The 21,005-nt window shown below is 72.3% G+C and carries 22 protein-coding genes and 1 riboswitch; of the genes, 15 read left to right on the forward strand and 7 right to left on the reverse strand.

Translation table 11 applies throughout. From position 1 onward, the window contains the following. Window positions 1-20: 20 nt before the first annotated feature. Window positions 21-1,217 carry a tRNA uracil 4-sulfurtransferase ThiI gene (thiI, locus tag ABZ911_RS04625; protein ID WP_358051851.1) on the forward strand — a complete coding sequence of 399 codons (1,197 nt, stop codon included), beginning with the start codon at window positions 21-23 and terminating at the stop codon, window positions 1,215-1,217. Here the strand turns inward: thiI and ABZ911_RS04630 are convergent. Both ABZ911_RS04630 and aroF read right to left on the reverse strand, forming a co-directional pair. Then, entirely contained in the window at window positions 1,214-1,501 is a 288-nt protein-coding gene (locus ABZ911_RS04630) for a YiaA/YiaB family inner membrane protein (protein WP_358051853.1), read from the reverse strand. The two genes, thiI and ABZ911_RS04630, sit on opposite strands and share 4 nt — an antisense overlap. Before the next feature lie 133 nt (window positions 1,502-1,634). After that, window positions 1,635-2,669, reverse strand: a complete 1,035-nt coding sequence (gene aroF, locus ABZ911_RS04635; RefSeq protein WP_358051855.1) for a 3-deoxy-7-phosphoheptulonate synthase — start codon at window positions 2,667-2,669, stop codon at window positions 1,635-1,637. 239 nt (window positions 2,670-2,908) lie between these two features. Between aroF and ABZ911_RS04640 the strand changes: the two genes are divergently transcribed. The 5 genes from ABZ911_RS04640 to ABZ911_RS04660 all read left to right on the forward strand — a co-directional run bounded on the left by ABZ911_RS04640 (window position 2,909) and on the right by ABZ911_RS04660 (window position 7,341). Beyond that, window positions 2,909-3,505, forward strand: coding sequence for a molybdopterin-dependent oxidoreductase (locus ABZ911_RS04640; protein ID WP_358051857.1), 597 nt, complete (start codon window positions 2,909-2,911; stop codon window positions 3,503-3,505). A gap of 49 nt (window positions 3,506-3,554) precedes the next feature. Beyond that, a complete protein-coding gene (locus ABZ911_RS04645) occupies window positions 3,555-4,679 on the forward strand; it encodes a histidine kinase (protein ID WP_358051859.1) in 1,125 nt (374 codons plus the stop codon). A 75-nt stretch (window positions 4,680-4,754) separates the two neighbouring features. Then, window positions 4,755-5,507, forward strand: a complete 753-nt coding sequence (locus ABZ911_RS04650; protein WP_358051861.1) for a LytTR family DNA-binding domain-containing protein — start codon at window positions 4,755-4,757, stop codon at window positions 5,505-5,507. Further along, window positions 5,504-5,821: a hypothetical protein gene (locus ABZ911_RS04655; RefSeq protein WP_358051863.1), complete on the forward strand. Its 318-nt coding sequence runs from the start codon at window positions 5,504-5,506 to the stop codon at window positions 5,819-5,821. Before ABZ911_RS04650 ends, ABZ911_RS04655 begins: the two co-directional genes overlap by 4 nt. Next, window positions 5,818-7,341, forward strand: coding sequence for a cation acetate symporter (locus ABZ911_RS04660; protein WP_358051865.1), 1,524 nt, complete (start codon window positions 5,818-5,820; stop codon window positions 7,339-7,341). Before ABZ911_RS04655 ends, ABZ911_RS04660 begins: the two co-directional genes overlap by 4 nt. Before the next feature lie 364 nt (window positions 7,342-7,705). Here the strand turns inward: ABZ911_RS04660 and ABZ911_RS04665 are convergent, their stop codons facing one another. Then, window positions 7,706-8,563 carry a deoxyribonuclease IV gene (locus tag ABZ911_RS04665; RefSeq protein WP_358051867.1) on the reverse strand — a complete coding sequence of 286 codons (858 nt, stop codon included), beginning with the start codon at window positions 8,561-8,563 and terminating at the stop codon, window positions 7,706-7,708. Between the two features lie 203 nt (window positions 8,564-8,766). Between ABZ911_RS04665 and uraD the strand changes: the two genes are divergently transcribed. The 9 genes from uraD (at window position 8,767) to alc (ending at window position 16,786) form a co-directional block, all read left to right on the forward strand. Next, window positions 8,767-9,279, forward strand: coding sequence for a 2-oxo-4-hydroxy-4-carboxy-5-ureidoimidazoline decarboxylase (gene uraD, locus ABZ911_RS04670; RefSeq protein WP_358051869.1), 513 nt, complete (start codon window positions 8,767-8,769; stop codon window positions 9,277-9,279). Further along, window positions 9,276-9,575: a hydroxyisourate hydrolase gene (gene uraH / locus ABZ911_RS04675; protein WP_358051871.1), complete on the forward strand. Its 300-nt coding sequence runs from the start codon at window positions 9,276-9,278 to the stop codon at window positions 9,573-9,575. The genes uraD and uraH overlap by 4 nt, the downstream gene beginning before the upstream one ends. A 3-nt stretch (window positions 9,576-9,578) precedes the next feature. Continuing rightward, on the forward strand, window positions 9,579-10,475 hold the full coding sequence (pucL, locus tag ABZ911_RS04680) for a factor-independent urate hydroxylase (RefSeq protein ID WP_358051873.1): 897 nt from the start codon (window positions 9,579-9,581) through the stop codon (window positions 10,473-10,475). Between the two features lie 2 nt (window positions 10,476-10,477). Further along, on the forward strand, window positions 10,478-11,350 hold the full coding sequence (locus ABZ911_RS04685; RefSeq protein WP_358051875.1) for an FAD binding domain-containing protein: 873 nt from the start codon (window positions 10,478-10,480) through the stop codon (window positions 11,348-11,350). After that, on the forward strand, window positions 11,350-11,823 hold the full coding sequence (locus tag ABZ911_RS04690) for a (2Fe-2S)-binding protein (protein WP_358051876.1): 474 nt from the start codon (window positions 11,350-11,352) through the stop codon (window positions 11,821-11,823). Before ABZ911_RS04685 ends, ABZ911_RS04690 begins: the two co-directional genes overlap by 1 nt. A 2-nt stretch (window positions 11,824-11,825) precedes the next feature. After that, window positions 11,826-13,196, forward strand: coding sequence for an 8-oxoguanine deaminase (locus ABZ911_RS04695; RefSeq protein ID WP_358052419.1), 1,371 nt, complete (start codon window positions 11,826-11,828; stop codon window positions 13,194-13,196). Window positions 13,197-13,307: 111 nt separating this feature from the next. Next, window positions 13,308-14,474: a glycerate kinase gene (locus tag ABZ911_RS04700; RefSeq protein ID WP_358051878.1), complete on the forward strand. Its 1,167-nt coding sequence runs from the start codon at window positions 13,308-13,310 to the stop codon at window positions 14,472-14,474. 17 nt (window positions 14,475-14,491) lie between these two features. Then, complete coding sequence (gene allB, locus ABZ911_RS04705) at window positions 14,492-15,802, forward strand: allantoinase AllB (protein ID WP_358051880.1); 1,311 nt, start codon at window positions 14,492-14,494, stop codon at window positions 15,800-15,802. 30 nt (window positions 15,803-15,832) lie between these two features. Then, the gene (gene alc / locus ABZ911_RS04710; protein WP_358051882.1) at window positions 15,833-16,786 is read left to right on the forward strand and encodes an allantoicase; all 954 of its coding nucleotides are present in this window, start codon (window positions 15,833-15,835) and stop codon (window positions 16,784-16,786) included. A 25-nt stretch (window positions 16,787-16,811) separates the two neighbouring features. On the opposite strand, the gene pknB is transcribed toward alc, so the two are convergent. The 4 genes from pknB to thiO form a co-directional block, all read right to left on the reverse strand. Further along, window positions 16,812-18,716, reverse strand: a complete 1,905-nt coding sequence (gene pknB / locus ABZ911_RS04715) for a Stk1 family PASTA domain-containing Ser/Thr kinase (protein ID WP_358051884.1) — start codon at window positions 18,714-18,716, stop codon at window positions 16,812-16,814. An 81-nt stretch (window positions 18,717-18,797) separates the two neighbouring features. Further along, complete coding sequence (locus ABZ911_RS04720; protein ID WP_358051886.1) at window positions 18,798-19,553, reverse strand: thiazole synthase; 756 nt, start codon at window positions 19,551-19,553, stop codon at window positions 18,798-18,800. After that, on the reverse strand, window positions 19,546-19,746 hold the full coding sequence (thiS, locus tag ABZ911_RS04725) for a sulfur carrier protein ThiS (RefSeq protein ID WP_358051888.1): 201 nt from the start codon (window positions 19,744-19,746) through the stop codon (window positions 19,546-19,548). The genes ABZ911_RS04720 and thiS overlap by 8 nt, the downstream gene beginning before the upstream one ends. A gap of 11 nt (window positions 19,747-19,757) precedes the next feature. Continuing rightward, window positions 19,758-20,870, reverse strand: coding sequence for a glycine oxidase ThiO (gene thiO / locus ABZ911_RS04730; protein ID WP_358051890.1), 1,113 nt, complete (start codon window positions 20,868-20,870; stop codon window positions 19,758-19,760). Next, window positions 20,859-20,974: riboswitch (TPP riboswitch) on the reverse strand. (Overlaps the previous gene by 12 nt.) Window positions 20,975-21,005 lie beyond the last annotated feature (31 nt).

A 21,005-nucleotide genomic window follows, 5' to 3' on the forward strand; every position in this document is an offset into this window, starting at 1 on the left:
AAGCCAACGGAGGTTCCACCATGACGATGCACGCCCTGGGCGAGCCATGCGTTCTGCTCAAACTGGGCGAGATCGTTCTCAAGGGCAAGAACCGCGAGCTCTTCGAGCGGCGGCTGGTCGGCAACATCACCGCCGCGCTCAAGGAGTTCGACCTCAAGATCGATGTGCGCAAGCGGCACGGCGTCATCGCGGTCTTCCTGCCTGAGGGCACCAGCGTGGAGCAGGCCGACGCGGTCGCCCAGCGGATCGCCGACGTGCCCGGCCTGGTCTGGATCCACCGCGCCTGGAAGGTGGCCAAGGACCCTGACACGGTGGTCAAGGCCGCGATCGAGCTGATCAAGGACCGGCCCGAGGTGGCCAGGAAGGCGACCTTCGCGGTCCGCTCCCGCCGCCGCGACAAGCGCTTCCCGCTGCGCTCCAACGAGCTCGACCGCCTGGTCGGCGGCGAGATCAACGACCGGTACGGCCTGCCCGTCCGGCTCAAGAACCCCGAGCTGACCGTGCACATCGAGGTCGACCGCGACGAGGTGTTCGTCTTCACCGACGGCCTGCCGGGACAGGGCGGCCTGCCCGTCGGGACCAGCGGCCGGGGCCTGGTGCTGATGTCGGGCGGCATCGACTCGCCGGTGGCCGCCTACCGGATGATGCGGCGCGGCCTGCACGTCGACTTCCTGCACTTCTCCGGCATCCCCTTCACCACCTCCGAGTCGATCTACAAGGCGTACGCGCTGGTCCGCAAGCTCGACCGGTTCCAGGGCAAATCACGGCTGTGGGTGGTGCCGTTCGGCAAGGCGCAGCAGTCGATCAGGACCTCCGGCCAGGACCGGCTCGCGGTGATCGCGCAGCGGCGGCTGATGCTCAAGACGGCCGAGGAGGTCGCGCACCGCATCCGCGCCGAGGCGCTGATCACCGGCGACGCGCTCGGCCAGGTCTCCTCGCAGACCCTGACCAACATCACCGCCCAGGACCACGCGGTCGAGCTGCCGATCCTGCGCCCGCTCGTCGGCTGGGACAAGACCGAGATCATGGCGGAGGCCAGGCGGATCGGCACGCTGGAGATCTCCGAGCTCCCCGACGAGGACTGCTGCTCGCTGCTGGCCCCCAAGCGCGCGGAGACCCGCGCCAAGATCGAGGACCTGAAGCTGATCGAGAAGCGGCTCGACGCCGAGGAACTCGCGGTGCAACTGGCCGACTCCATCCAGGAGTACAAGATCTAGACGTCGACCTTGAACGGGTCGTGCTCGGCCAGCAGCTTGTCCAGGCGGGCCTGGTCGACCCGCTGGGTCACCACGGCCCGCTCCTGCCGGTCGCGCACCACCTTGGCCAGGGTGAACGTCGAGGTCACCAGGTAGAGGATGCCGACGGTGAGGAAGGCCCTGATCCAGCCGTCGGCGGGCAGGTAGGCGATCCCGATCGCGACCGCGACGAGCGCGAGTCCGAACGACAGGACGGCCTGGATGTAGAACGCGGCAGTCTGGGTGTTCTGGATGGGCTTGCTCATGCCCCGATCATCGCGACGGCGGGGGTGCCCGCGCATGCGGTGACGTACTTAGTTACTCATGAGTACGGCAGGCGGCTCGTGGCCGGCCCGCCGTACGTTCAAGGGTGCTCGTGGCCGTTCAAAACCCATGGCGTCAGACGGTCAGCGTGTCTCCCACCACGCCCTTGCCCATCAGCTGCGGGAAGCTCCGCATGATCCGGGCCAGCTCCCGCAGGTCACCGTTGACCAGCGCCTGCGGCCCGTCGCACAGCGCCTGCTCGGGCTGCGGGTGCACATCGATGATCACGCCGTCGGCGCCCACCGCGATCGCCGAGCGGGTCAGCGGCAGCACCAGGTCCCGGCGACCGCCCGAGTGCGACGGGTCGACGATGACCGGCAGGTGCGACAGCCGCTGGGCCACCGGCACCGCCGACACGTCCAAAGTGTTGCGGGTCGCGGTCTCGAACGTCCGGATGCCCCGCTCGCACAGCACGATGTCCAGGTTGCCGCGCTGGGCGATGTACTCCGCCGCCATCAGCCACTCCTCGATGGTGGCGTTCATGCCGCGCTTCAGCATGACCGGCCGACCGGCCGCGCCGACCGCCTGCAGCAGCGCGAAGTTCTGCGCGTTGCGGGTGCCGACCTGCAGCATGTCCGCGTAGGAGGCGACCAGCTCCACGTCGTGCGCGTCCACCACCTCGGTGACGACCGGCAGGCCGGTCTGCTCGCGCACGTCGGCCAGGATGCGCAGCCCCGCCTCACCAAGCCCCTGGAAGGCGTACGGCGAGGTGCGCGGCTTGTAGGCGCCACCGCGCAGCAGCGTCGCGCCCGCCGCCTTGGCCATCTCGGCCGCCTCCAGCGTCTGCTGCGGCGTCTCCACCGCGCACGGCCCGGCGATCAGCGTCACCGTGTCGGGGCCGATCGGCACCCCGCCCACCCGTACTGTCGACCGCTGCGGGTGGTTCTCCCTGCTGACCAGCTTGTACGGCGTCGACACCCGCATGACGTCGGCCACCCCGCCCATGCCGCGCAGGTTGACCGAGCCGAGCTGCGACACGTCGCCCACCAGCCCCACGATGGTGCGGGCGACCCCGCTGCTGACGAACGCCTCCACGCCCGCCGCCTGCACGACCGAGACGACCGCGTCGACGTCTTCCCTGGTGGCCTCAGGGCTCATCACGATGACCATGCTTTTCTCCCTTGAACATGCAGAAGGCCCCGGGTCCTGATGGACCCGGGGCCTTCTGTTCGCCTGTCTGCTAGCGCAGCGTCAGGTGGCGAACGGTCCGACCAGAGGGTCCGTCGCCATACCAAAACATGAACGCGGTGCGCATAGGCCGCAATGGTACCCCACCCGACCCGGCTCGGAGGACGCCGGTGATCGATGGCAGGATGGCCCAAGACCACGAGACGGCGAGGGGAGTGATCGTGGAAGAGCCGCGCCTGCCCCCAGGCCAGTACGTTCCACGCGGCCGACCCGTCATCCATTACGGGAGGGTCCCGCAGTTCAAACCCGACACCTGGAGCTTCCTGGTGTACGGCGCGACCGCGTCGGGCCTGGAACACCGCTTCACCTGGCAGGAGTTCGCCGCCCTGCCGCGCACGTCGGTGATCGCCGACTTCCACTGCGTCACCAAGTTCTCCATCATGGGCAACGAGTGGGGCGGGGTCAGCGCGCAGGAACTGCTGCGGGTCGCGCCCCCCGCCCCCGGCGTCCGGCACGTGATGATCTGGGCGGAGTACGGCTACGGCGCCAACCTCCGGATGTCCGACTTCACCGCCCCCGCCACGCTGTTCGCCACCGACCTCGACAACAAGCCGATCTCCCCCGACCGCGGCCACCCCGTGCGCATCGTCGTGCCCCACCTGTACGCCTGGAAGAGCGTCAAGTGGGTGCGCGCGGTGGAGTACCTCCTGGAGGACCGGCGCGGCTTCTGGGAGGAGCGCGGCTACCACAACATCGCCGACCCGTGGCGGGAGCAGCGCTACTCCTATCAGGAGGAGCCGGGAGAGGGGCCCGCGTAACAGAGCGTTCGCGCACGGGCGCGGTCCGTCATTGGCTACGGTTACGCCCATGTCGACCGCCGCCTGTGTGCTGCTGTCCGGTCTGACCTTCCTGCTCGGATTCGCCGGCGCCCGGCGGCGCCCCGCGCTGCCGGAGGTCGGCTGGCGGGACGAGGCCACCTTCGCCACGCTGCACATCGCGACGCTGGCCGCCTCCTCCATGCGCGCCGGGCTGACCCGCGAGTCGGCCCGCAAGTCGGTGGGCCACCTGCGGGCCCTGCTCGGTACCTCGGCCGTCGCGATCACCTCCGCGGGCGACGTGCTCGGCTGCGACGGCGTCTGCGACGACGACGTGCTGGCGCGGGCGCGGATGGCCATGGCCGCCGGGCGGGCGCAGATCTTCGCGGGCGGGCCGGTCGGCGCGGTCGTCGCGCCGCTCACCGTCGAGGGCGAGGTCGTCGGCGCCCTGGCCGCCTACGACGCCGAGGTGAGCGCGGCCCTGGTGCGTACCGTCACCGAGGTGGCCCGCTGGCTGTCGGGGCAACTGGAGCTGGCCGAGCTGGACTCCTCGCGGCGGCGGGCGCTGGCGGCCGAGATGCGGGCGCTGCGGGCGCAGATCTCGCCGCACTTCGTCTACAACGCGCTGACCACGATCGCCTCGTTCGTCCGCACCAACCCGACCCGGGCCCGCGAGCTGATCCTCGACTTCGCCGACTTCTCCCGCTACGCCCTGCACAAGGGCCGTGACTTCACCACCCTGGCCGACGAGCTGACCTGCGTCGACCGCTACCTGCTGCTGGAGCGGGCCAGGTTCGGCGACCGGCTGCGGTTCAGCGTGCAGGTGGCGCCCGAGGTGCTGCCCGTGCCGGTGCCCTTCCTGTGCCTGCAGCCGCTCGTGGAGAACGCCATCAAGCACGGCATGGGCGCCCGCGACGGCGCGGGGGAGGTGCGGGTGGTGGTGCGCGACGCCGGGCCCGAGGCGCACATCAGCGTCGAGGACGACGGCATGGGCATGGACCCCGACCACGCCCGCGAGCTGCTCGACCGGGATCCGCTCAGCCAGGGCGGCGGCATCGGGCTGGCCAACGTGGACGTGCGGCTGCGCCAGATCTACGGCGAGAACTACGGCCTGGTGGTGGAGACCGCGATCGGCGCGGGGACGAAGGTGCGGCTGCGAGTGCCGAAGGTCCCATAGCCCATTGTAGTCATTTCTTTACGCGGCGTTGGCGAGTTGCTTGTGAGCAGGGCGCTCTTGAGGCAGCGTAAGGGGATGCTACGTGTACTGGCCGTCGACGACGAGGTGCCCGCCCTGGAGGAACTGGCGTACCTGCTCCGTCAGGACGCCAGGGTCGAGCACGTGTCCATCGCGGCGAACGGTGTGACGGCCCTGCAGGACATGGTCCAGATGATCGGCGCGGGCGAGCGCCTGGACGGGGTGTTCCTCGACATCCGCATGCCAGGTCTCGACGGGTTCGACTTGGCCAGGCTGGTCGGCGGCTTTCCCAGCCCGCCGCGCCTCGTCTTCGTCACCGCGCACGAGGAGTGCGCCGTGCAGGCCTTCGAGCTGGAGGCCGTGGACTACCTGCTCAAGCCCGTGCGCGCCGGCCGGCTGGCCGAGGCCGTGCGCCGGTTGGAGGCCGCCTCGGCGCCGCCGGGCGCCAACGGGGCCGACGACGTCATCCCCGTCGAGCTCGGTGGGCGGACCCGGTTCGTGCCGCAGCAGGCGGTCTGGTTCGCCGAGGCCAAGGGCGACTACGTGCGCCTGCACACCGTCGACGGCAGTTACCTGGTCCGGATGTCCCTGGCGGCGCTCGAACGCCGCTGGGAGAGCTCGGGCTTCATCCGGGTGCACCGCAGCACGCTGGTGTCCGCCAAGCACGTCAGCGAGCTGCGCTACGACGGCGGGCGGGTGCTGCTCACGGTCGGCACCGAGACGCTGACGGTCAGCCGCCGGCACACCAGGCAGGTCAGGGAGCAACTGGTCAGACAGTTCAGGGCGGACACGCCCGGCGTACCGCGGTGAGCGTCAGACGGGTGACCGTGCCCCGGCACCCGGTCACGGTGAACCGGGTGCCGGGCCCGCTCGATCTCGGGGAGCGGGACGGGGCGGCGGACGTGCGCCGGATCGTGCGCCGCCAGGCCCGGGTGGCGGCGTTCACGCTGTCCGTCGTGGTGGCGGTGCTCGTGCTCCTGCCCTTCGTGCTGACCAGGCTCTCGCCCACGGGGGTGTGGGTGGTGCTGTCGGTGGGGGTGCAGCCGCTCTGGATCGCGCTGGCCGTGCACCACCTGTGGCGGGCCGAGCGCGCGGAACGGGATCGACGCCGGACCCCGGGGTGAGCGCCACGGTCGCGGCCTCCGCCGCCGGAATCGCGTTCGTGATCACCGTGTCGCTGATGGTGGGAACGGTCAGGCCGCGGCGCTACACGACCGTGTCGGAGTTCTACGTGGCCGCCAGGGCCGTACGGCCGTGGTGGAACGGGGCCGCGATCAGTTCCGAGCACACCTCGGCGGCGGCCTGCCTCGGGCTGGCCGGGCTGATCGCCACGCACGGCGCCCCCATGCTCTGGTATCCGGTCGGCGCCGCCGCCGGATACGTGATCGTGCTGGCGCTCGTCGTCGCGCCGCTGCGCCGCTCGGGCACCTACACGCTGCCGGACTTCGCCGAATGGCGGCTCGCCTCGCCGGTCCTGCGCCGCCTGGCCACCTGCGACGTGCTCGTCATCGGGCTGCTCTACCTGGTGGGCCAGTTTCACGCGGCGGGGGTGGCGCTGCGGCTGCTCACCGGGCTGCCGCCGGTCGTGGGCTGGCTGGCGGTGGCGCTGGTCGCGGTCCTGGTCGCGCTGGCCGGTGGCATGGGCAGCGTGACCAGCGTGCAGGCCACCCAGTACTGGCTGAAGCTGGTCGTCTTCTCCGGGGTCGCGCTGGTGCTCTGGTGCTCGTGGCGGTGCGGGGCGGCGGACTCTCCCGGGCCGCTGGAGATCGCCGGCTTCGCCGAGCCGTACGGCAGGCAGGGCGAGGCGCTCGCGGGCGCGGGCGATCCCTCCCTCCCCGGCGTGCTCACCGTCCTGTTCGCCTGCGCGCTGGGCACCATGGGGCTGCCGCACGTCATCGTCCGGGTCTACGCCAACCCCGACGGGCGCAGCGCCCGCCGCTCGATCGTGGCCACCCAGGTCATGCTGGGCGCCTTCTACCTGCTGCCGCCGCTGTACGGCATCCTGGGGCGCGTGCACGTGCCGGACGCCCGGGCGGACGAGGTCGTGCTCCTGCTGCCGGGCAAGATGCTTCCCGGGTTCGTGGGGGACGTGCTGACGGGGCTGCTGGCCGCCGGGGCGTTCGCGGCGTTCCTGGCCACCTCGTGCGGGGTGCTGGTCGCGGTGGGCGGCGCGGTGTCGGCCTGCGTGACGCGGGCGGGTGTGCGGGCCTTCCGGCGGTCGGTGGCCGGTGTCGTGGTCGTCGCGCTCGCCCTCACCTCGCTGACCAGTCCCGGCAGTTCGGTGCTGATGGTGCTGCTCGGCTTCAGCCTGTCGGCCGCGACGCTCTGCCCGCTGCTGGTGCTGGGCATCTGGTGGCGGCGGCTGACCGGGCCTGGGGTGGTGGCGGGTTTTCTGGCCGGGGGCGGGCTCACGGCCGTGTTCGTGGGCGCGGACCTGCTGGGGGCGGTGCGGTGGCAGGTGACGGAGTATCCGGCGGTGTTCGCGGTGCCGCTCGCCTTCGCGGTGATGGTGGTGGTCTCGCTGTGCACGCCGGGCCGGATTCCGGCGGAGGTGGAGGGGCTGATGGCCAGGATGCACCTGCCCGAGAAAGTCGCGGGCCCCCCAGCGGACCGCTCGTCGTCTCAGGGCGACCGCTCACCATAAGGCTACGATCCGTATGTCGATGACTACAGACCGTTCATCGAGCTGTCCGAAAACACAGTTTCATGCACAAGATCGCAACCGTAGTGTTTCCGCATCGGAGAGCCACACCGCCGCATCGGGGGACGGGCCGCAAGGCCCACACAGGACCCGGTGCGCGGATCCACCGGTGACCACGACGGTCACCACGACGGCAGCCGGGCCCTCGACCGGGGGTAGGGCCCGCCTGCCGCGCAGAAGTGAAGGGGTGCCCGCTGTGGCCGCGGGCTGGACCGTGATCCGGCCATACGGGGGCGGCCGGATCGCGAGGGCGGGCACCCTGACACACCTTCCGGGCTTCGGCCCCGGCTTCCGCCGGGGCTCGGCCCTATCCGCCTTGTCGGCCGTCGCCGTCGCGGAGCCGCTTCAGCAGCTCGATGTCCTCGCGGTGCTTGTCGGCCTTGCCGGGCGTCTCGATGCAGATCGGCACCCCGGCCACCGCCGGGTGGCGCATGATGTCGCCGAACGGCTCGGCGCCGATGCACCCGGCCCCGATGTTCTCGTGCCGGTCCTTCTTGGCCCCGCACACGTCCTTGGAGTCGTTGGCGTGGATCATCTTGAGCCGCCCCGGCGCGATCGCGTGCAGCGCGTCGAACGTCTCGGCCACCCCGCCCTCGGCGGCCAGGTCGTGGCCGGCCGCGAAGGCGTGGCAGGTGTCGAGGCAGACGGTCGCGCGGGGGTGCCAGTCCAGCGCCGCCAGGTAGGGCTCCAGGTCCTGGACCGTGGCGCACAGCATCGCCCCCTGCCCGGCCATCGGCTCCAGCAGCAGGTCGGGCCCGTCGTCGGGGATCTCCTCCAGCAGCGGGAGCAGGTGCTCGTGGAGCTGGCGCAGCGCGTCGTCGCGCGACTGGGTGACCGCCGACCCGGTGTGCACCACCACGCCCTTCGCGCCGCAGACCAGACCGCGCAGCAGGGTGTGCCGAGTGATCGCGATCGAACCGGCCAGCGTCTCGGGATTGGGCGAGCCGAAGTTGACGAGGTACGGCGTGTGGATGAACGTCATCACGCCCGACTCGGCGAGCTTGGCGTCCTCGTCGGGCTTGCCGGGCGTCAGCGCCCAGCCGCGCGGGTTGGTGACGAACACCTGGATCATCTCGGCGCCGATCTCGGCCGCGTACTTCAGGCCGCCCGTCGCCAGGCCGCCGGCGACGGAGACGTGTCCGCCGATCAGGGTAGATGCAGTCATGATGGGTCCAGTGTAGGAGCCCGCCCACTCCCAGGTGACCTGCGGCGAGCGGTAGAAATGCCCTTCCTCGGGACCGGGGGCCCGCCGACGCTCCGCGAGCCCGCCCGCTTGGAGCATGACACGAAAAGACCTGGGCAACCCGTGGGCCGGTTGGGAGTTCTTGCCGCTGGACCGGGGACATCTGCCGTGTGTGTACTCATGGCATGCCGAACGTGGAGATCTCGCCGGGGCTCGCCGGGCTCAACGCGCTGGAGCCGGAGGCGGCCGAGCGGGAGTTGCTGGCCTGCTGCGCCTCGCGGGCCTTCGCCCGCGCGGTGGCCGCCCTGCGCCCCTTCCCCGACCTGGAGGGGCTCGGCGCGGCGGCGGACTCCGCGGTGCGCGAGCTGGCCTGGCCGGACGTGCTGGAGGCGCTGGACGCGCACCCGCGCATCGGCGAGCGCGCCGCCGGCGCGGGCCGTACGGCGTCCTGGTCGAGGCAGGAGCAGGTGGGCGTCCAGGACCGGGCCCGGCAGGCGCTCACCGAGGGCAACCAGGCGTACGAGGCCAGGTTCGGGCACGTCTACCTGGTCTGCGCGACCGGCCTGAGCGGCGAGGACCTGCTCGCCCGGCTGCGCGAGCGGCTGGTCAACGACGACGACACCGAACGCCGCGTCGTCAGGGACGAACTCGCGAAGATCACCCGGCTGCGGCTGGCGAAGCTGGTGAGCGCCCGATGAGCTTCTCCACGCACGTCCTCGACGCGGTCACCGGACGGCCCGCCGCGGGCATGACGGTACGGCTGGAGCACCAGGGACGCACCCTCGCCGAAGGCCGTACCGACGAGGACGGGCGGATCAAGGGCTGGCAGCCCGGCGCGGGCACGTACCGCGTGGTCTTCGACACCGGCGGCTACCTGGCGGACACCTTCTACCCCGAGGTCGTGATCACCTTCACCGTCGGCGACCCGGCCGAGCACTACCACGTGCCGCTGCTGCTCAGCCCCTACGCCTACTCCACCTACCGAGGGAGCTAGCCCATGACCGTCATTCTCGGGCCCAACCGCTACGGCAAGGCGGAGACCCGGGTGGTCCGCGTCGTCCGGGACGGCAGCGTCCACCACCTCAAGGACGTCAAGGTCAGCACCTCCCTGTCGGGCGACACCGAGGCCGTCCACCTGCGCGGCGACAACACCACGGTGCTGCCGACGGACACGCAGAAGAACACGGTCTTCGCCTTCGCCAGGAAGTACGGCATCGACCAGATCGAGGACTTCGCGCTCCTGCTGGCCAGGCACTTCGTCGGCTCCCACCCGGCGATCCACCACGCCAGGGTGGAGATCGAGGAGTACCTCTGGGACCGCGTCCCCGCGCACGAGGCCCCGCACATCGGGCTGAGCCGCCGGCAGCACTCCTTCGCCCGCAACGGCAAGGAGGTGCGCACCTGCGTCGTGCACCACGACCGGGACGGCCGCACCACCGTGCTGTCCGGCCTGAAGGACCTGGTCGTGCTGAACTCCACCGCCTCGGAGTTCCACGGCTTCATCGAGGACGAGTACACCACGCTGCCGCCGACCACTGACCGCATCCTGGCCACCGAGGTCGACGCCCGCTGGCGGCACACGACCGGCGGCTCGGCGTACGGTAAGTCCTATACGGAGGTACGGCGCTGCCTGCTGGAGGCCTTCGCCGGGACGCACAGCCTGTCGCTGCAGCAGACGCTGTACGCGATGGGCAAGAGGGCGCTGGACACCCGCCGAGAGATCTGCGAGATCCGCTTCGTGATGCCGAACCGGCACCACTTCCCGGTGGATTTGACGCCCTTCGGGCTGGACAACGACAACGAGGTCTTCTACGCGGCCGACCGGCCCTACGGCCTGATCGAGGGCTCGGTCCTGCGCGAGGACGCGCCGGACGCGGGCTTCGCCTGGGAGTGACGATGGAGTTCTTGCGCCCCACGACGTGGGAGGAGGCGCTGGCCGCCAAGGCGGGCAGCCCCGAGGCGGTGCCCGTCCAAGGGGGCACCGACGTGATGGTGGAGATCAACTTCGATGTGCGCCGGCCGGTGGCGCTGCTGGACCTGAACCGGGTGGCGGAGCTGTTCACCTGGGAGGTGGTGGACGGGCGGTACCGGGTCGGCGCGGGCGTGCCGTACTCGCGGGTCATCGAGCGGCTGGGCGGGCCGCTGCCCGGTCTGGCGCAGGCGTCGCGGACGGTCGGCTCGCCGCAGATCCGCAACCGCGGGTCGGTCGGCGGCAACCTCGGCGCGGCCTCGCCCGCGGGCGACGCCCACCCGCCGCTGCTGGCCGGGGACGCGGTGATCGAGGTGGAGTCGGCGGCGGGCGGGGTGCGGATGATCCCCGCCGACGAGTTCTACCTGGGCGTCAAGCGCAGCGCGCTGCGGCCGGACGAGCTGATCAGGGCGTTCTGGATGGCCCCGGCGAGCGGACCGCAGTACTTCTCCAAGGTCGGGACCCGCAACGCCATGGTCATCGCGGTCTGCTCGTTCGCGATCGCGCTGCACCCGGCCGAGCGGCGGGTGGGCACCGGGATCGGCTCGGCCGCGCCCACGCCGCGCCGGGCCACGGCTGCAGAGGAGTTCATGGCGCGCGAGCTCGACTGGGACGAGCGGCTCGACCCCGGCGTGCTGCGCCGCTTCGGCGAGCTGTGCGCGCAGGCCGCCTCGCCCATCGACGACGTGCGCGGCACCGCCGACTACCGCAGGCACGCCATCGCGGTGATGGCCCGCAGGACGCTGACCTGGGCGTGGAACGAGCACCGCGCGGGACACTTCGAGAGGAGGGCCGGCTGATGCGGCTCAACGTCACGGTCAACGGCAGGGACGAGGCCGTCGACGACGTGTGGGAGGGGGAGAGCCTGCTGTTCGTCCTGCGCGAGCGGGTCGGGCTGCCCGGCTCCAAGAACGCCTGCGAGCAGGGCGAGTGCGGCTCGTGCACGGTCTACCTGGACGGCGTCCCCGTCTGCGCGTGCCTGGTCGCGGCCGGGCAGGCCGAGGGGCGGCAGGTCCGCACCGTGGAGGGACTCGCCGAGGGGGACCGGCTCGACGCCGTCCAGGAGGCGTTCGTCGAGTGCGGGGCCGTGCAGTGCGGCTTCTGCACGCCGGGGCTCATCGTGCAGGCGCACGACCTGATCGAGCGGGTCGGCACGCCGTCGGACGCGGAGATCCGCGAGGCCCTGGCGGGCAACCTGTGCCGCTGCACGGGCTACGAGAAGATCCTCGACGCGGTACGGCTCGCGGCCGCGCGGAAGACGGCCCTCACGTGATCATCGAGAACGTCCACATCGCGCCGGTGACCGGCCCGGAGATCGAGTCCGGATATATCCGGATCGAGGGTGATCGGATCGTGGAGCTGGGGGCCGGACCGGCGCCCACCGGACCGGACGGTGCGCGGGTCGACGGGAGCGGCTGCCTGGCCACGCCCGGACTGGTGAACACCCACCACCACCTGTACCAGTGGGCCTCCCAGGGACTGGCACAGGACGCGACGCTGTTCGAGTGGCTGGTCGCGCTCTACCCGATGTGGGCCTCCATGGACGCCGAAGTGGTCCGCGGAGCGGCCTCCGCCGGGCTCGGCTACCTGGCGCTGACCGGATGCACGACCTCCAGCGACCACCACTACGTCTTCCCGCGAGGGCGCGGAGACCTGTTCGCGGCCGAGATCGAGGCGGCGGCCGAGCTGGGCATCCGGTTCCATCCGGCGCGCGGATCCATGGACCGGGGACGGTCGCAGGGCGGGCTGCCGCCGGACGTCGTGGTCGAGCGGCTGGACGACATCCTCGCCGCCACAGCCGAGGCCGTCGACACCTACCACGACCCGTCCTTCTCCTCCAAGCTGCGGGTCGCGGTCGCGCCCTGCTCGCCGTTCTCGGTCACCGACGAGCTGATGACCGAGTCGGCCGCGCTGGCCCGCGCCAAGGGGGTACGCCTGCACACCCACCTCGCCGAGACCCTCGACGAGGAGCAGCACTGCCTGGCCCGGCTCGGGAAGCGGCCGGTGGACCACATGGAGGCGCTCGGGTGGCTCGGGCCCGACGTGTGGGTGGCGCATGCCGTACATCTCAGTGACGACGACATCGCGCGGTTCGCGCGCACCGGGACCGGGACGGCGCACTGCCCCTCCTCCAACGGGCGGCTCGGCGCGGGCATCGCCCGGGTGTCGGAGATGCTGCGCGGCGGGGCCAACGTGGGCCTGGGCGTGGACGGCAGCGCCTCCTCCGAGCTCACCCCGCTGTCCGGCGAGATGCGCCAGGCGCTGCTGTTCCAGCGGGCCCGGTACGGCCCCGCCGCGCTGACCGCCCGGCAGGCGCTGGAGCTGGCCACGCTCGGGGGCGCCCGCAATCTGGGGCGGGAGCGGGAGCTGGGCTCGCTGGAGGTGGGCAAGCTCGCCGACCTCGCCCTGTGGCGGGTGGACGGCGCCTTCACCGCCGCCGTCGCCGAGCCGGTCTGCGCCCTGGTCTTCGGCCCGCAGCCGCCACTCGCCCTGCTGCTCGTCGGCGGCGAGACGATCGTGGCCGACGACGAGCTGCGCACGGTCCCGCAGGACGTCGTCGGGCAGGCGGGTGTGGCGGCACACCACCGGCTCGTCCGCCTGGCCAGGGAACAGGGCATCACCGCCCGCACCGAAGTACACGCGTGAGGGATTTGTACGGAACCGGGCGGGTGCGGGGCGGCCGGGGCCCGGGTGTGATGATGGGGCATCGCCGGAGCGCCTTCCGGCTGGACGGTCCATCAGGATGTGGGAGTTGGAGTGGCTGAACACGTACTCGTCGCGCCCGACAAGTTCAAGGGCTCGCTGACGGCCGCGCAGGTCGCCGCCAGGGTGGCGGCCGGGCTGGGCGTGCCGGCGGTCGAGCTGCCGGTCGCCGACGGCGGTGACGGCACCGTGGACGCGGCCGAGGCCTGCGGGTTCGAGCGGGTGGAGCTGGAGGTGACCGGCCCCACCGGCGCACCCGTCACGGCCGCCTACGCCTGGCGCGCGGCCACGCCCGAAGGCGACCGGCCGACCGCGGTGGTGGAACTGGCCGAGGCGGCGGGGCTGCGGCGGCTGCCGGGCGGGCCGGAACCGCTCACCGCCACCAGCCACGGCGTCGGCGAGCTGATCGCGGACGCCGTCCGCAGAGGAGCCGGGCGGGTGGTGCTCGGGCTCGGCGGGAGCGCCTGCACCGACGGCGGCGCGGGGATGGTCCAGGCGCTGGGCGCCCGCCTGCTCGACGAGTCCGGCGCCGAACTGGAGCGCGGCGGCGCCGCCCTGCGGAAGCTGGCGCGCATCGACCTGTCCGGCTTCGCCGACCTGCGCGGCATCGAGTTCGTGGTCGCCAGTGACGTCGACAACCCGCTGCTCGGCCCGCACGGCGCCGCCGCCGTGTACGGCCCGCAGAAGGGCGCCACCCCAGGCGACGTGACGCTGCTCGACGCCGCCCTCGGCCGCCTGGCCGCGGTCGCCACCCAGACGCACGGCCTGCTCGGCGCGGTCGAGCACGACGGCACGCCCCGGCCGATGGGCGTGGCCGGGGCGCCCGGCGCGGGCGCGGCGGGCGGTGTCGGCTTCGCCGCGCTCGCCTTCCTGCACGCCGACATCCGGCCCGGCATCGACTACCTGCTCGACCTGCTCGGGTTCGACGAGCGGGTCAAGGGGGCCAGGCTGGTCGTCACCGGCGAGGGCTCGCTGGACGAGCAGTCGCTGCGCGGCAAGGCGCCCGTCGGCGTGGCCCAGGCCGCGGCCAGGGCGGGCGTGCCGGTGGTCGCCGTGTGCGGCAGGCGCACCCTGTCCGACGAGCAGTTGGCGGAGGCGGGCATCGAGGCCGCCTACGCGCTCACCGACCTCGAACCCGACCTCGGGCGCTGCATGGCCGAGGCGGGGCCGCTCCTCGAACGGCTCGCCGCCGTGATCGCCGCCGAGCGCCGTCTGACCTGAGAGGAGGGTGCCCCGCGATGAGCACCTACGACCTGGTGGTCCGGTCCCGCCGAGCCGTCACCCCCACCGGGGAGCGGGCGGCGGCGGTGGCCGTACAGGACGGGAGGATCGTCGCGCTGCACGCCTACGACGCGCCGCTTCGCGCGGGGGAGGACGTCGATCTCGGGACGGTCGCGCTGCTGCCGGGTCTGGTCGACACGCACGTGCACGTCAACGAGCCGGGCCGGACCCACTGGGAGGGGTTCGCGTCGGCGACCAGGGCGGCGGCGGCCGGTGGGGTGACGACGATCGTCGACATGCCGCTCAACTCGCTGCCGCCGACCGTCACCGTCGAGGCGCTGCGCGTCAAGCGGGCGGCGGCCGAGGGACAGTGCCACGTGGACGTCGGCTTCTGGGGCGGGGCCGTCCCCGGGAACCTCCGGCACCTGCGCCCCCTGCACGAGCAGGGCGTGTACGGCTTCAAGTGCTTCCTGTCGCCGTCCGGGGTGGAGGAGTTCCCGCCGCTCGCGCTCGCCCAGGTACGGCAGGCGCTGGAGGAGATCGCCGCGTTCGACGGGCTCCTGGTCGTGCACGCCGAGGATCCCGCCCTGCTGCTCGAACCCGCCGGGCCCGGCTACCCGCAGTTCCTCCGGTCGCGGCCGGCGGACGCCGAGCGGCGCGCCGTCGAGCAGGTCGTCTCGCTGGCGCGGGAGACCGGGGCCCGGGTGCACGTCCTGCACGTGTCCGGCGCCGAGTGCCTGGCGCCGCTGCGGCGGGCGCAACAGGAGGGACTGCGGGTCTCGGCTGAGACGTGCCCGCACTATCTGACGCTCAGCGCGGAGCAGGTGCCCGAGGGGGACACGGCGTTCAAGTGCTGCCCGCCGATCCGGTCGGCGGGTAATCGGGACCTGCTCTGGGAGGGGCTGGCCGACGGGGTGCTGAGCTGTGTCGTGTCCGATCACTCGCCGACGACGGCGGAGCTCAAGGTGGCCGACTTCGCGACGGCGTGGGGTGGGATCGCCTCGCTGCAGATCGGGTTGAGCGCGGTGTGGACCGAGGCCCGGACGAGGGGGCACGGCTTGGGGGACGTGGTGCGGTGGATGGCGGAAGGCCCGGCCGCACTGGCGGATATTTCCGGAAAGGGTGCGATAAAGCTGGGGAATGATGCGGATCTGGTGGCCTTCGATCCCGACGCCACCTACCTGGTGGACGCCGCCCGGCTACACCACAAGAACCCCGTCACGCCGTACCACGGCCGGTCCCTGACGGGTGTTGTCGTGACCACCTGGCTCCGGGGCAGAGCCGTCGACCCCGCGACCCCGCCGTTCGGAACCTTCCTGCCCGGCTGAGCGCCGGGCACATCGTTGGGAGAGCACTGTATGACCGGCTTCACCAGCCTGCCCGACCTGGCGCTGCGGACCCTGGGAGGGTCCGTGGTGGCGGCCAGCGACGAGTCGTTCGCCGAGCGGGAGAGCCTGATCCGGCCGGGAAGGCCCGGCTTCCGGGCGCACACCTTCGGCGCCAAGGGGCAGCTCTACGACGGCTGGGAGACCCGGCGGCGCCGGGATCCGGGACACGACTGGGCCCTGGTACGGCTCGGCCTACCCGGCGTCGTACGAGGCGTGGTGATCGACACCGCGTGGTTCAAGGGCAACTACCCGCCGCACGCGTCCGTCGAAGCCTGCGCGGCGGAAGGGTATCCGTCGGTGGACGAACTGGAGCGGGCGTACTGGGTGCCGATCGTGCCGAGGAGCGCCCTGACCGGCGACGCCGAGCACTTCTTCGACGTACGCGACGAGAGCCGCTACACGCACGTGCGGCTGAACATCTACCCGGACGGAGGGGTCGCCCGGCTGCGGGTGCACGGTGAGGTGGTGCCCGACCTGGGGATGTACCACGGGCTGACCCTCGACCTGGCCGCCCTGGAGCACGGCGCGCTGGTGACCTCGTGCTCCGACGAGTTCTACTCCTCGCCCAACAACGTGATCGCCCCCGGCCTGGCCCGGCACCAGGCCGAGGGCTGGGAGACGGCCAGGCGCCGCGACGGCGGGCACGACTGGCTGGTGATCCGGCTGGCCGGACCCGGCGTCATCCGCATGGCGGAGATCGACACCACCAACCTGGTCCACAACGCCCCCGGATCGGTCTCTCTGGAAGGCTCCCCGGACGGAGCCGGCTGGTTCACCCTGCTCCCCGAAACCCGCCTGCAGCCCGACGGCAACCACCGCTTCCGGATCGGCGGCGACCGGCCGGTGCGTCACGTAAGGGTGAACATCTTCCCCGACGGCGGCCTGGCCCGCGTCCGCCTGCACGGCACCCTCAAGGAAGAGTGATCGGCCTGGGCCTCCTCCGCGCGGGTCAGTGCCAGATGACGACCTCGCTCCAGGCCGGCCGCTCCTGCCCGCCCAGCGGCCGTTGGATGCGCACCACGCCCGACCCGGTCAGCTTGCGGATCTTCACCTTGAACCCGGCCGCCCGCAGTTCGTCGCGGGCGTCCTTGAGGTTCTTGCCCATCACCCCGGGGACGGCCCTGAACTCCTGCCCGTCGGTGGCGTCGTTGTCGTTGTTGTCGAACCAGTCTTCCCAGCTGCTCTGGCACTGCGCCACCGTGACCTCGGCCCGCGCCCCGGCGTTGACCTCCGTCTTGGCCGCCGGAAGCTGGGCGATCACCGTGCACGGCTCGTCGTCGTCGGGCACTTCCTTGACGTCCGGCACGAGCCCGTGCTCCTGCAGGATGCGGATCGCGTCGTCCTTGGGCATGCTGTCCAGATCCGGCATCACCAGCCCGGCGCTGATCACCAGGTTGACCTTGGCGCCCACCTTGACCGACTCGCCCACCACCGGGCTGGACCTGATCACGATTCCGCGCGGCACGGTCGGCTCGGGCAGGCGGATCGCCGACGCCTTCAGGCCCACCTCGGCGATCTTCGCGCGGGCGTCCGCCTCGGCCATGCCGACCAGGTTGGGCACGGTGACCCGCTTGGCCCCCAGCGACGGCACGAGCGTGATCGTCGAGTCCTGCTTCACCTCGGTCTGCGCCAGCGGGTCGGTGCTCAGCACCGTGCCCTCGCCGAACTTCTCGTCATACTCCCCGGCCGCGACGTTGACCTTGAAGCCCTGCCTGGCCGCCTCGCTCTTGGCCACGGACAGGTGCTTGCCCACCAGGTCGGGCATCATGACGTAGGTGGGCTGGGCGACCAGCCAGCCGGTCACCCCGACCGCGATCACCATGACCACGGCCAGCCCCACCAGGAACCAGTTGGGCCGGAATCCGCCCTTCCGGGCCGGCGGGGGCGGGGCCGCCGGGCCCGCGGGCGCGGTCAGCACCTCGGCGCGCGGCTGGATCAGCGTGTGCGTGGGCGCCACCGGCGGCCGCGGGTGCGGCTGGGAGTGCGACAGCGGGGGAGTGGTCTCCCTGGGCAGCATGCGGTGCGCCTCGACGGCGGCCACCAGCATCGCGGTGGCGTCGGCGGGCCGGTCCTGCGGGTCGCGCGCGGTGGCGTGCGCCACCAGGTTGTCGATCAGCTGCGACGTCTCCGGCACGTACGCCGAGGGCTGCGGCACCGTGTCGTGCACGTGCCGGTAGGCCACCGACATCGGCGTCTCACCGTCATACGGCTGCTGCCCGGTGACCAGCTCGAACAGCATGATGCCCGCCGCGTACACGTCGCTGCGCACGTCGGCGCCGCCGGTGGTCACCTGCTCGGGCGACATGTAGCCGATCGTGCCGATCATCACGCCGGTACGCGTCTGGTTGGTCGCCTCGATGGCCCTGGCCAGGCCGAAGTCCACGACCTTGACCCGGCCGTCGTCGCTGAGCAGGACGTTCTCCGGCTTCACGTCCCGGTGCACCATGCCCTGCTGGTGCGCCGCGCCGAGCGCGGCCAGCACCGGGATCATGATCTCCAGCGCCTCCCGGCCGGGCAGCCTGCCGCGCTGCCTGAGCACGTCGCGCAGGGTCCTGCCGGGCACGTACTCCATCGACAGGTAGACGACGTCGCCGTCGGTGCCCTGGTCGAAGACGTGCACCACGTTCGGGTGCGACAGGCTCGCCACCGACTTGGCCTCGCCGATGAACCTGCGGACGAACGCCGGGTCCTCGGCGAGCGAGCCGTGCATCACCTTCAGCGCGACCGTGCGGTCGAGCCGGGTGTCTAGCGCCAGGTAGACCGTCGCCATCCCGCCCCGGGCGATCCGGGACTCGATGCGATAGCGCCCGTCGAGAAGCCGCCCGACGAGGGGGTCCGCAATCGTCGTGTCCACGCGGCCGAGTTTACGGGCGTTTTGCCACCGGCAGGGCCCGACTATCCGAAACCGATGCCGAGACGTGGCCCCCGCAGTGGATCACGGCGACGTGGGTGACGAAGCTTGAGCATAGCGACGCATGGGAATACGTCCAGCCAGCCGGGCCAGCCGCCCCGCCGTGACGGCTCCCCGCATCGCCTCCGCCATCGTCTCCGGCCGCTGCGCGCGGGTCACCGCGGTGGCGAGGAGCACGGCGTCGCAGCCGAGCTCCATGGCCAGCGTCGCGTCGCTCGCCGTACCGATGCCCGCGTCCAGGATCACCGGCACCGACGCCGCCTCGACGATCAGCTCGATGTTGTGCGGGTTGCGGATGCCCAGGCCGGAGCCGATCGGCGCGCCCAGCGGCATCACCGCCGCGCACCCCGCCTGCTCCAGCCGCCGCGCCAGCGCCGGATCGTCCCCGATGTACGGCAGGACCACGAACCCCTCGGCCACCAGCCGCTCGGCCGCGTCGAACGTCTCGATCGGGTCGGGCAGCAGGGTCCGCTCGTCGGCGATGACCTCCAGCTTGACCCAGTCGGTGCCGAGCGCCTCCCGGGCCAGCCGGGCGGTCAGCACGGCCTCGCCCGCGGTGAAACAGCCCGCGGTGTTCGGCAGCACCTTGATCTTCCGCTCGCGCAGGACGTCCAGTACCGAGCCGCGGGAGCCCGGGTCGAGCCGCCGCATCGCCACCGTGGTCAGCTCGGTCCCGGAGGCGGCCAGCGCCCGGTCCAGCACCTCCAGGGACGGGGCGCCGCCGGTGCCCATGATGAGCCGGGAGGAGAACGACTCCCCGGCGATGATCAGCTCATCCACCCTGCACCGCCGTGAGCACCTCGACGCGGTCGCTGTCGGCGAGCGCGGTCGTCTCCCAGGTGCTCCTGGTCACCACCTCGTCGTTCACCGCCACAGCCACCCCGGTCGTCGCCTCGGTCAGGGCCCGTACGGCTTGCGCCACCGTCGTCCCCGAAGGCACCTCGTGCGCACTGCCGTTGATCGTCACGTTCATTCATGCTTCTTTCACGAGAACCGCTGAGGGGAGCAGAGCGCGGCCAGCGCGCCCTCCTCCCCCTGGAGCAGGGCCGCCGTCAGCGGGGCGAGCAGGACGCCGCCCCGGTGGTGCCCGGTGGCCAGGCTGAGCCCGGGGGCCCGGCTCGGGCCGACGAGCGGCAGGTTGTCGGGGGTGCCAGGACGCAGGCCCGCCACCACCTCGGCCAGTTCGAGCTCGGTGACGCCGGGGACCAGCTCGCGGGCGTCGCGCAGCAGCTCGTACAGGCCGCCGGCGGTGACCCTGGTGTCGAAGCCGAGCTCCTCCTGGGTGGCGCCGACGACCAGCTCGCCGTCGCCGCGCGGCACCAGGTACACGGGCGAGCCATGCACGACGCCGCGGACGCAGCGGCCCAGCAGGGGGCTGGGGGAGCGCAGGCGCATGATCTGGCCCTTGATCGGGCGCACGGGCACGTTGGCCAGCTCGGCGCTCCAGGTTCCGGCGGCCAGGATCACGTCTCCGGCGAGGACCCGGCCGGGGTGGGTGGCGGGGGCTCCAGGGGGCGCCAGCCGTACGCCGAGGACGGTGTCGCCGTCGCGGACCAGTTCGGTCGCGCGTTCGCGGACCACCGGCACGCCGAGCCGCCGCAGGGCGGCGAGCAGCGCGGCGGTGACGCGGCGCGGGTCCACCCACGCGTCGGCGCCCGCCAGCAGCCCGCCGCGCACCGACGGCGCGAGCATCGGCTCCAGGCGGCGGCACTCGCGCCCGGTCAGCCGCTCCACCGGCAGCCCCAGCTTGTCCATGAACGCGGCCAGCTCGTCCAGCGCGGCCAGGTCGTCGGCCCCGAAGGCCACGTCGAGCGTCCCCTCGGCGCGGTAGTCGAGGTCGAGCCCGCTGTCGGCGGTCAGTTCCGCGGCGAACCGCGGCCACCGCTCCAGCGACGCGAGACCGAGCCTGAGCAGCGGCTCCTCGGTGTAGGTGACCTCGCTGAGCGGCGCCAGCATGCCCGCCGCCGCGTGCGAGGCGCCCGAGGCGGGCGCGGGGTCCACCAGCGCCACCGAGCGGCCCGTGCGGGCCAGCCGCCAGGCCGCGGACAGGCCGATGACGCCGCCGCCGACGACGATCGCGTTCGCGGTTCGATTCATCCCGCTCCCTTCGCCGGCATGATCCGGATCAGGTGTCTTGCGGTCGAAGGCCCGTGCAGCCTTCCTCTCAGCCCGGTTGTGGCCGGACTCCCGCGCGTCTTACTTCTTCAGCCTACTGTGCGAGAGAATTGACGG

This window comes from Nonomuraea sp. NPDC046570 (genome assembly GCF_040645915.1).
GTDB lineage: Bacteria > Actinomycetota > Actinomycetes > Streptosporangiales > Streptosporangiaceae > Nonomuraea.

Bases quoted from the DNA above. Each gene is read 5' to 3' on its own strand.
- thiI (WP_358051851.1), top strand. From the start codon at position 21: ATGACGATGCACGCCCTGGGCGAGCCATGCGTTCTGCTCAAACTGGGC.
- ABZ911_RS04630 (WP_358051853.1), bottom strand. From the start codon at position 1,501: ATGAGCAAGCCCATCCAGAACACCCAGACTGCCGCGTTCTACATCCAG.
- aroF (WP_358051855.1), bottom strand. From the start codon at position 2,669: ATGGTCATCGTGATGAGCCCTGAGGCCACCAGGGAAGACGTCGACGCG.
- ABZ911_RS04645 (WP_358051859.1), top strand. From the start codon at position 3,555: ATGTCGACCGCCGCCTGTGTGCTGCTGTCCGGTCTGACCTTCCTGCTC.
- ABZ911_RS04650 (WP_358051861.1), top strand. From the start codon at position 4,755: ATGCTACGTGTACTGGCCGTCGACGACGAGGTGCCCGCCCTGGAGGAA.
- ABZ911_RS04665 (WP_358051867.1), bottom strand. From the start codon at position 8,563: ATGACTGCATCTACCCTGATCGGCGGACACGTCTCCGTCGCCGGCGGC.
- uraD (WP_358051869.1), top strand. From the start codon at position 8,767: ATGCCGAACGTGGAGATCTCGCCGGGGCTCGCCGGGCTCAACGCGCTG.
- uraH (WP_358051871.1), top strand. From the start codon at position 9,276: ATGAGCTTCTCCACGCACGTCCTCGACGCGGTCACCGGACGGCCCGCC.
- pucL (WP_358051873.1), top strand. From the start codon at position 9,579: ATGACCGTCATTCTCGGGCCCAACCGCTACGGCAAGGCGGAGACCCGG.
- ABZ911_RS04685 (WP_358051875.1), top strand. From the start codon at position 10,478: ATGGAGTTCTTGCGCCCCACGACGTGGGAGGAGGCGCTGGCCGCCAAG.
- ABZ911_RS04690 (WP_358051876.1), top strand. From the start codon at position 11,350: ATGCGGCTCAACGTCACGGTCAACGGCAGGGACGAGGCCGTCGACGAC.
- allB (WP_358051880.1), top strand. From the start codon at position 14,492: ATGAGCACCTACGACCTGGTGGTCCGGTCCCGCCGAGCCGTCACCCCC.
- alc (WP_358051882.1), top strand. From the start codon at position 15,833: ATGACCGGCTTCACCAGCCTGCCCGACCTGGCGCTGCGGACCCTGGGA.
- thiS (WP_358051888.1), bottom strand. From the start codon at position 19,746: ATGAACGTGACGATCAACGGCAGTGCGCACGAGGTGCCTTCGGGGACG.
- thiO (WP_358051890.1), bottom strand. From the start codon at position 20,870: ATGAATCGAACCGCGAACGCGATCGTCGTCGGCGGCGGCGTCATCGGC.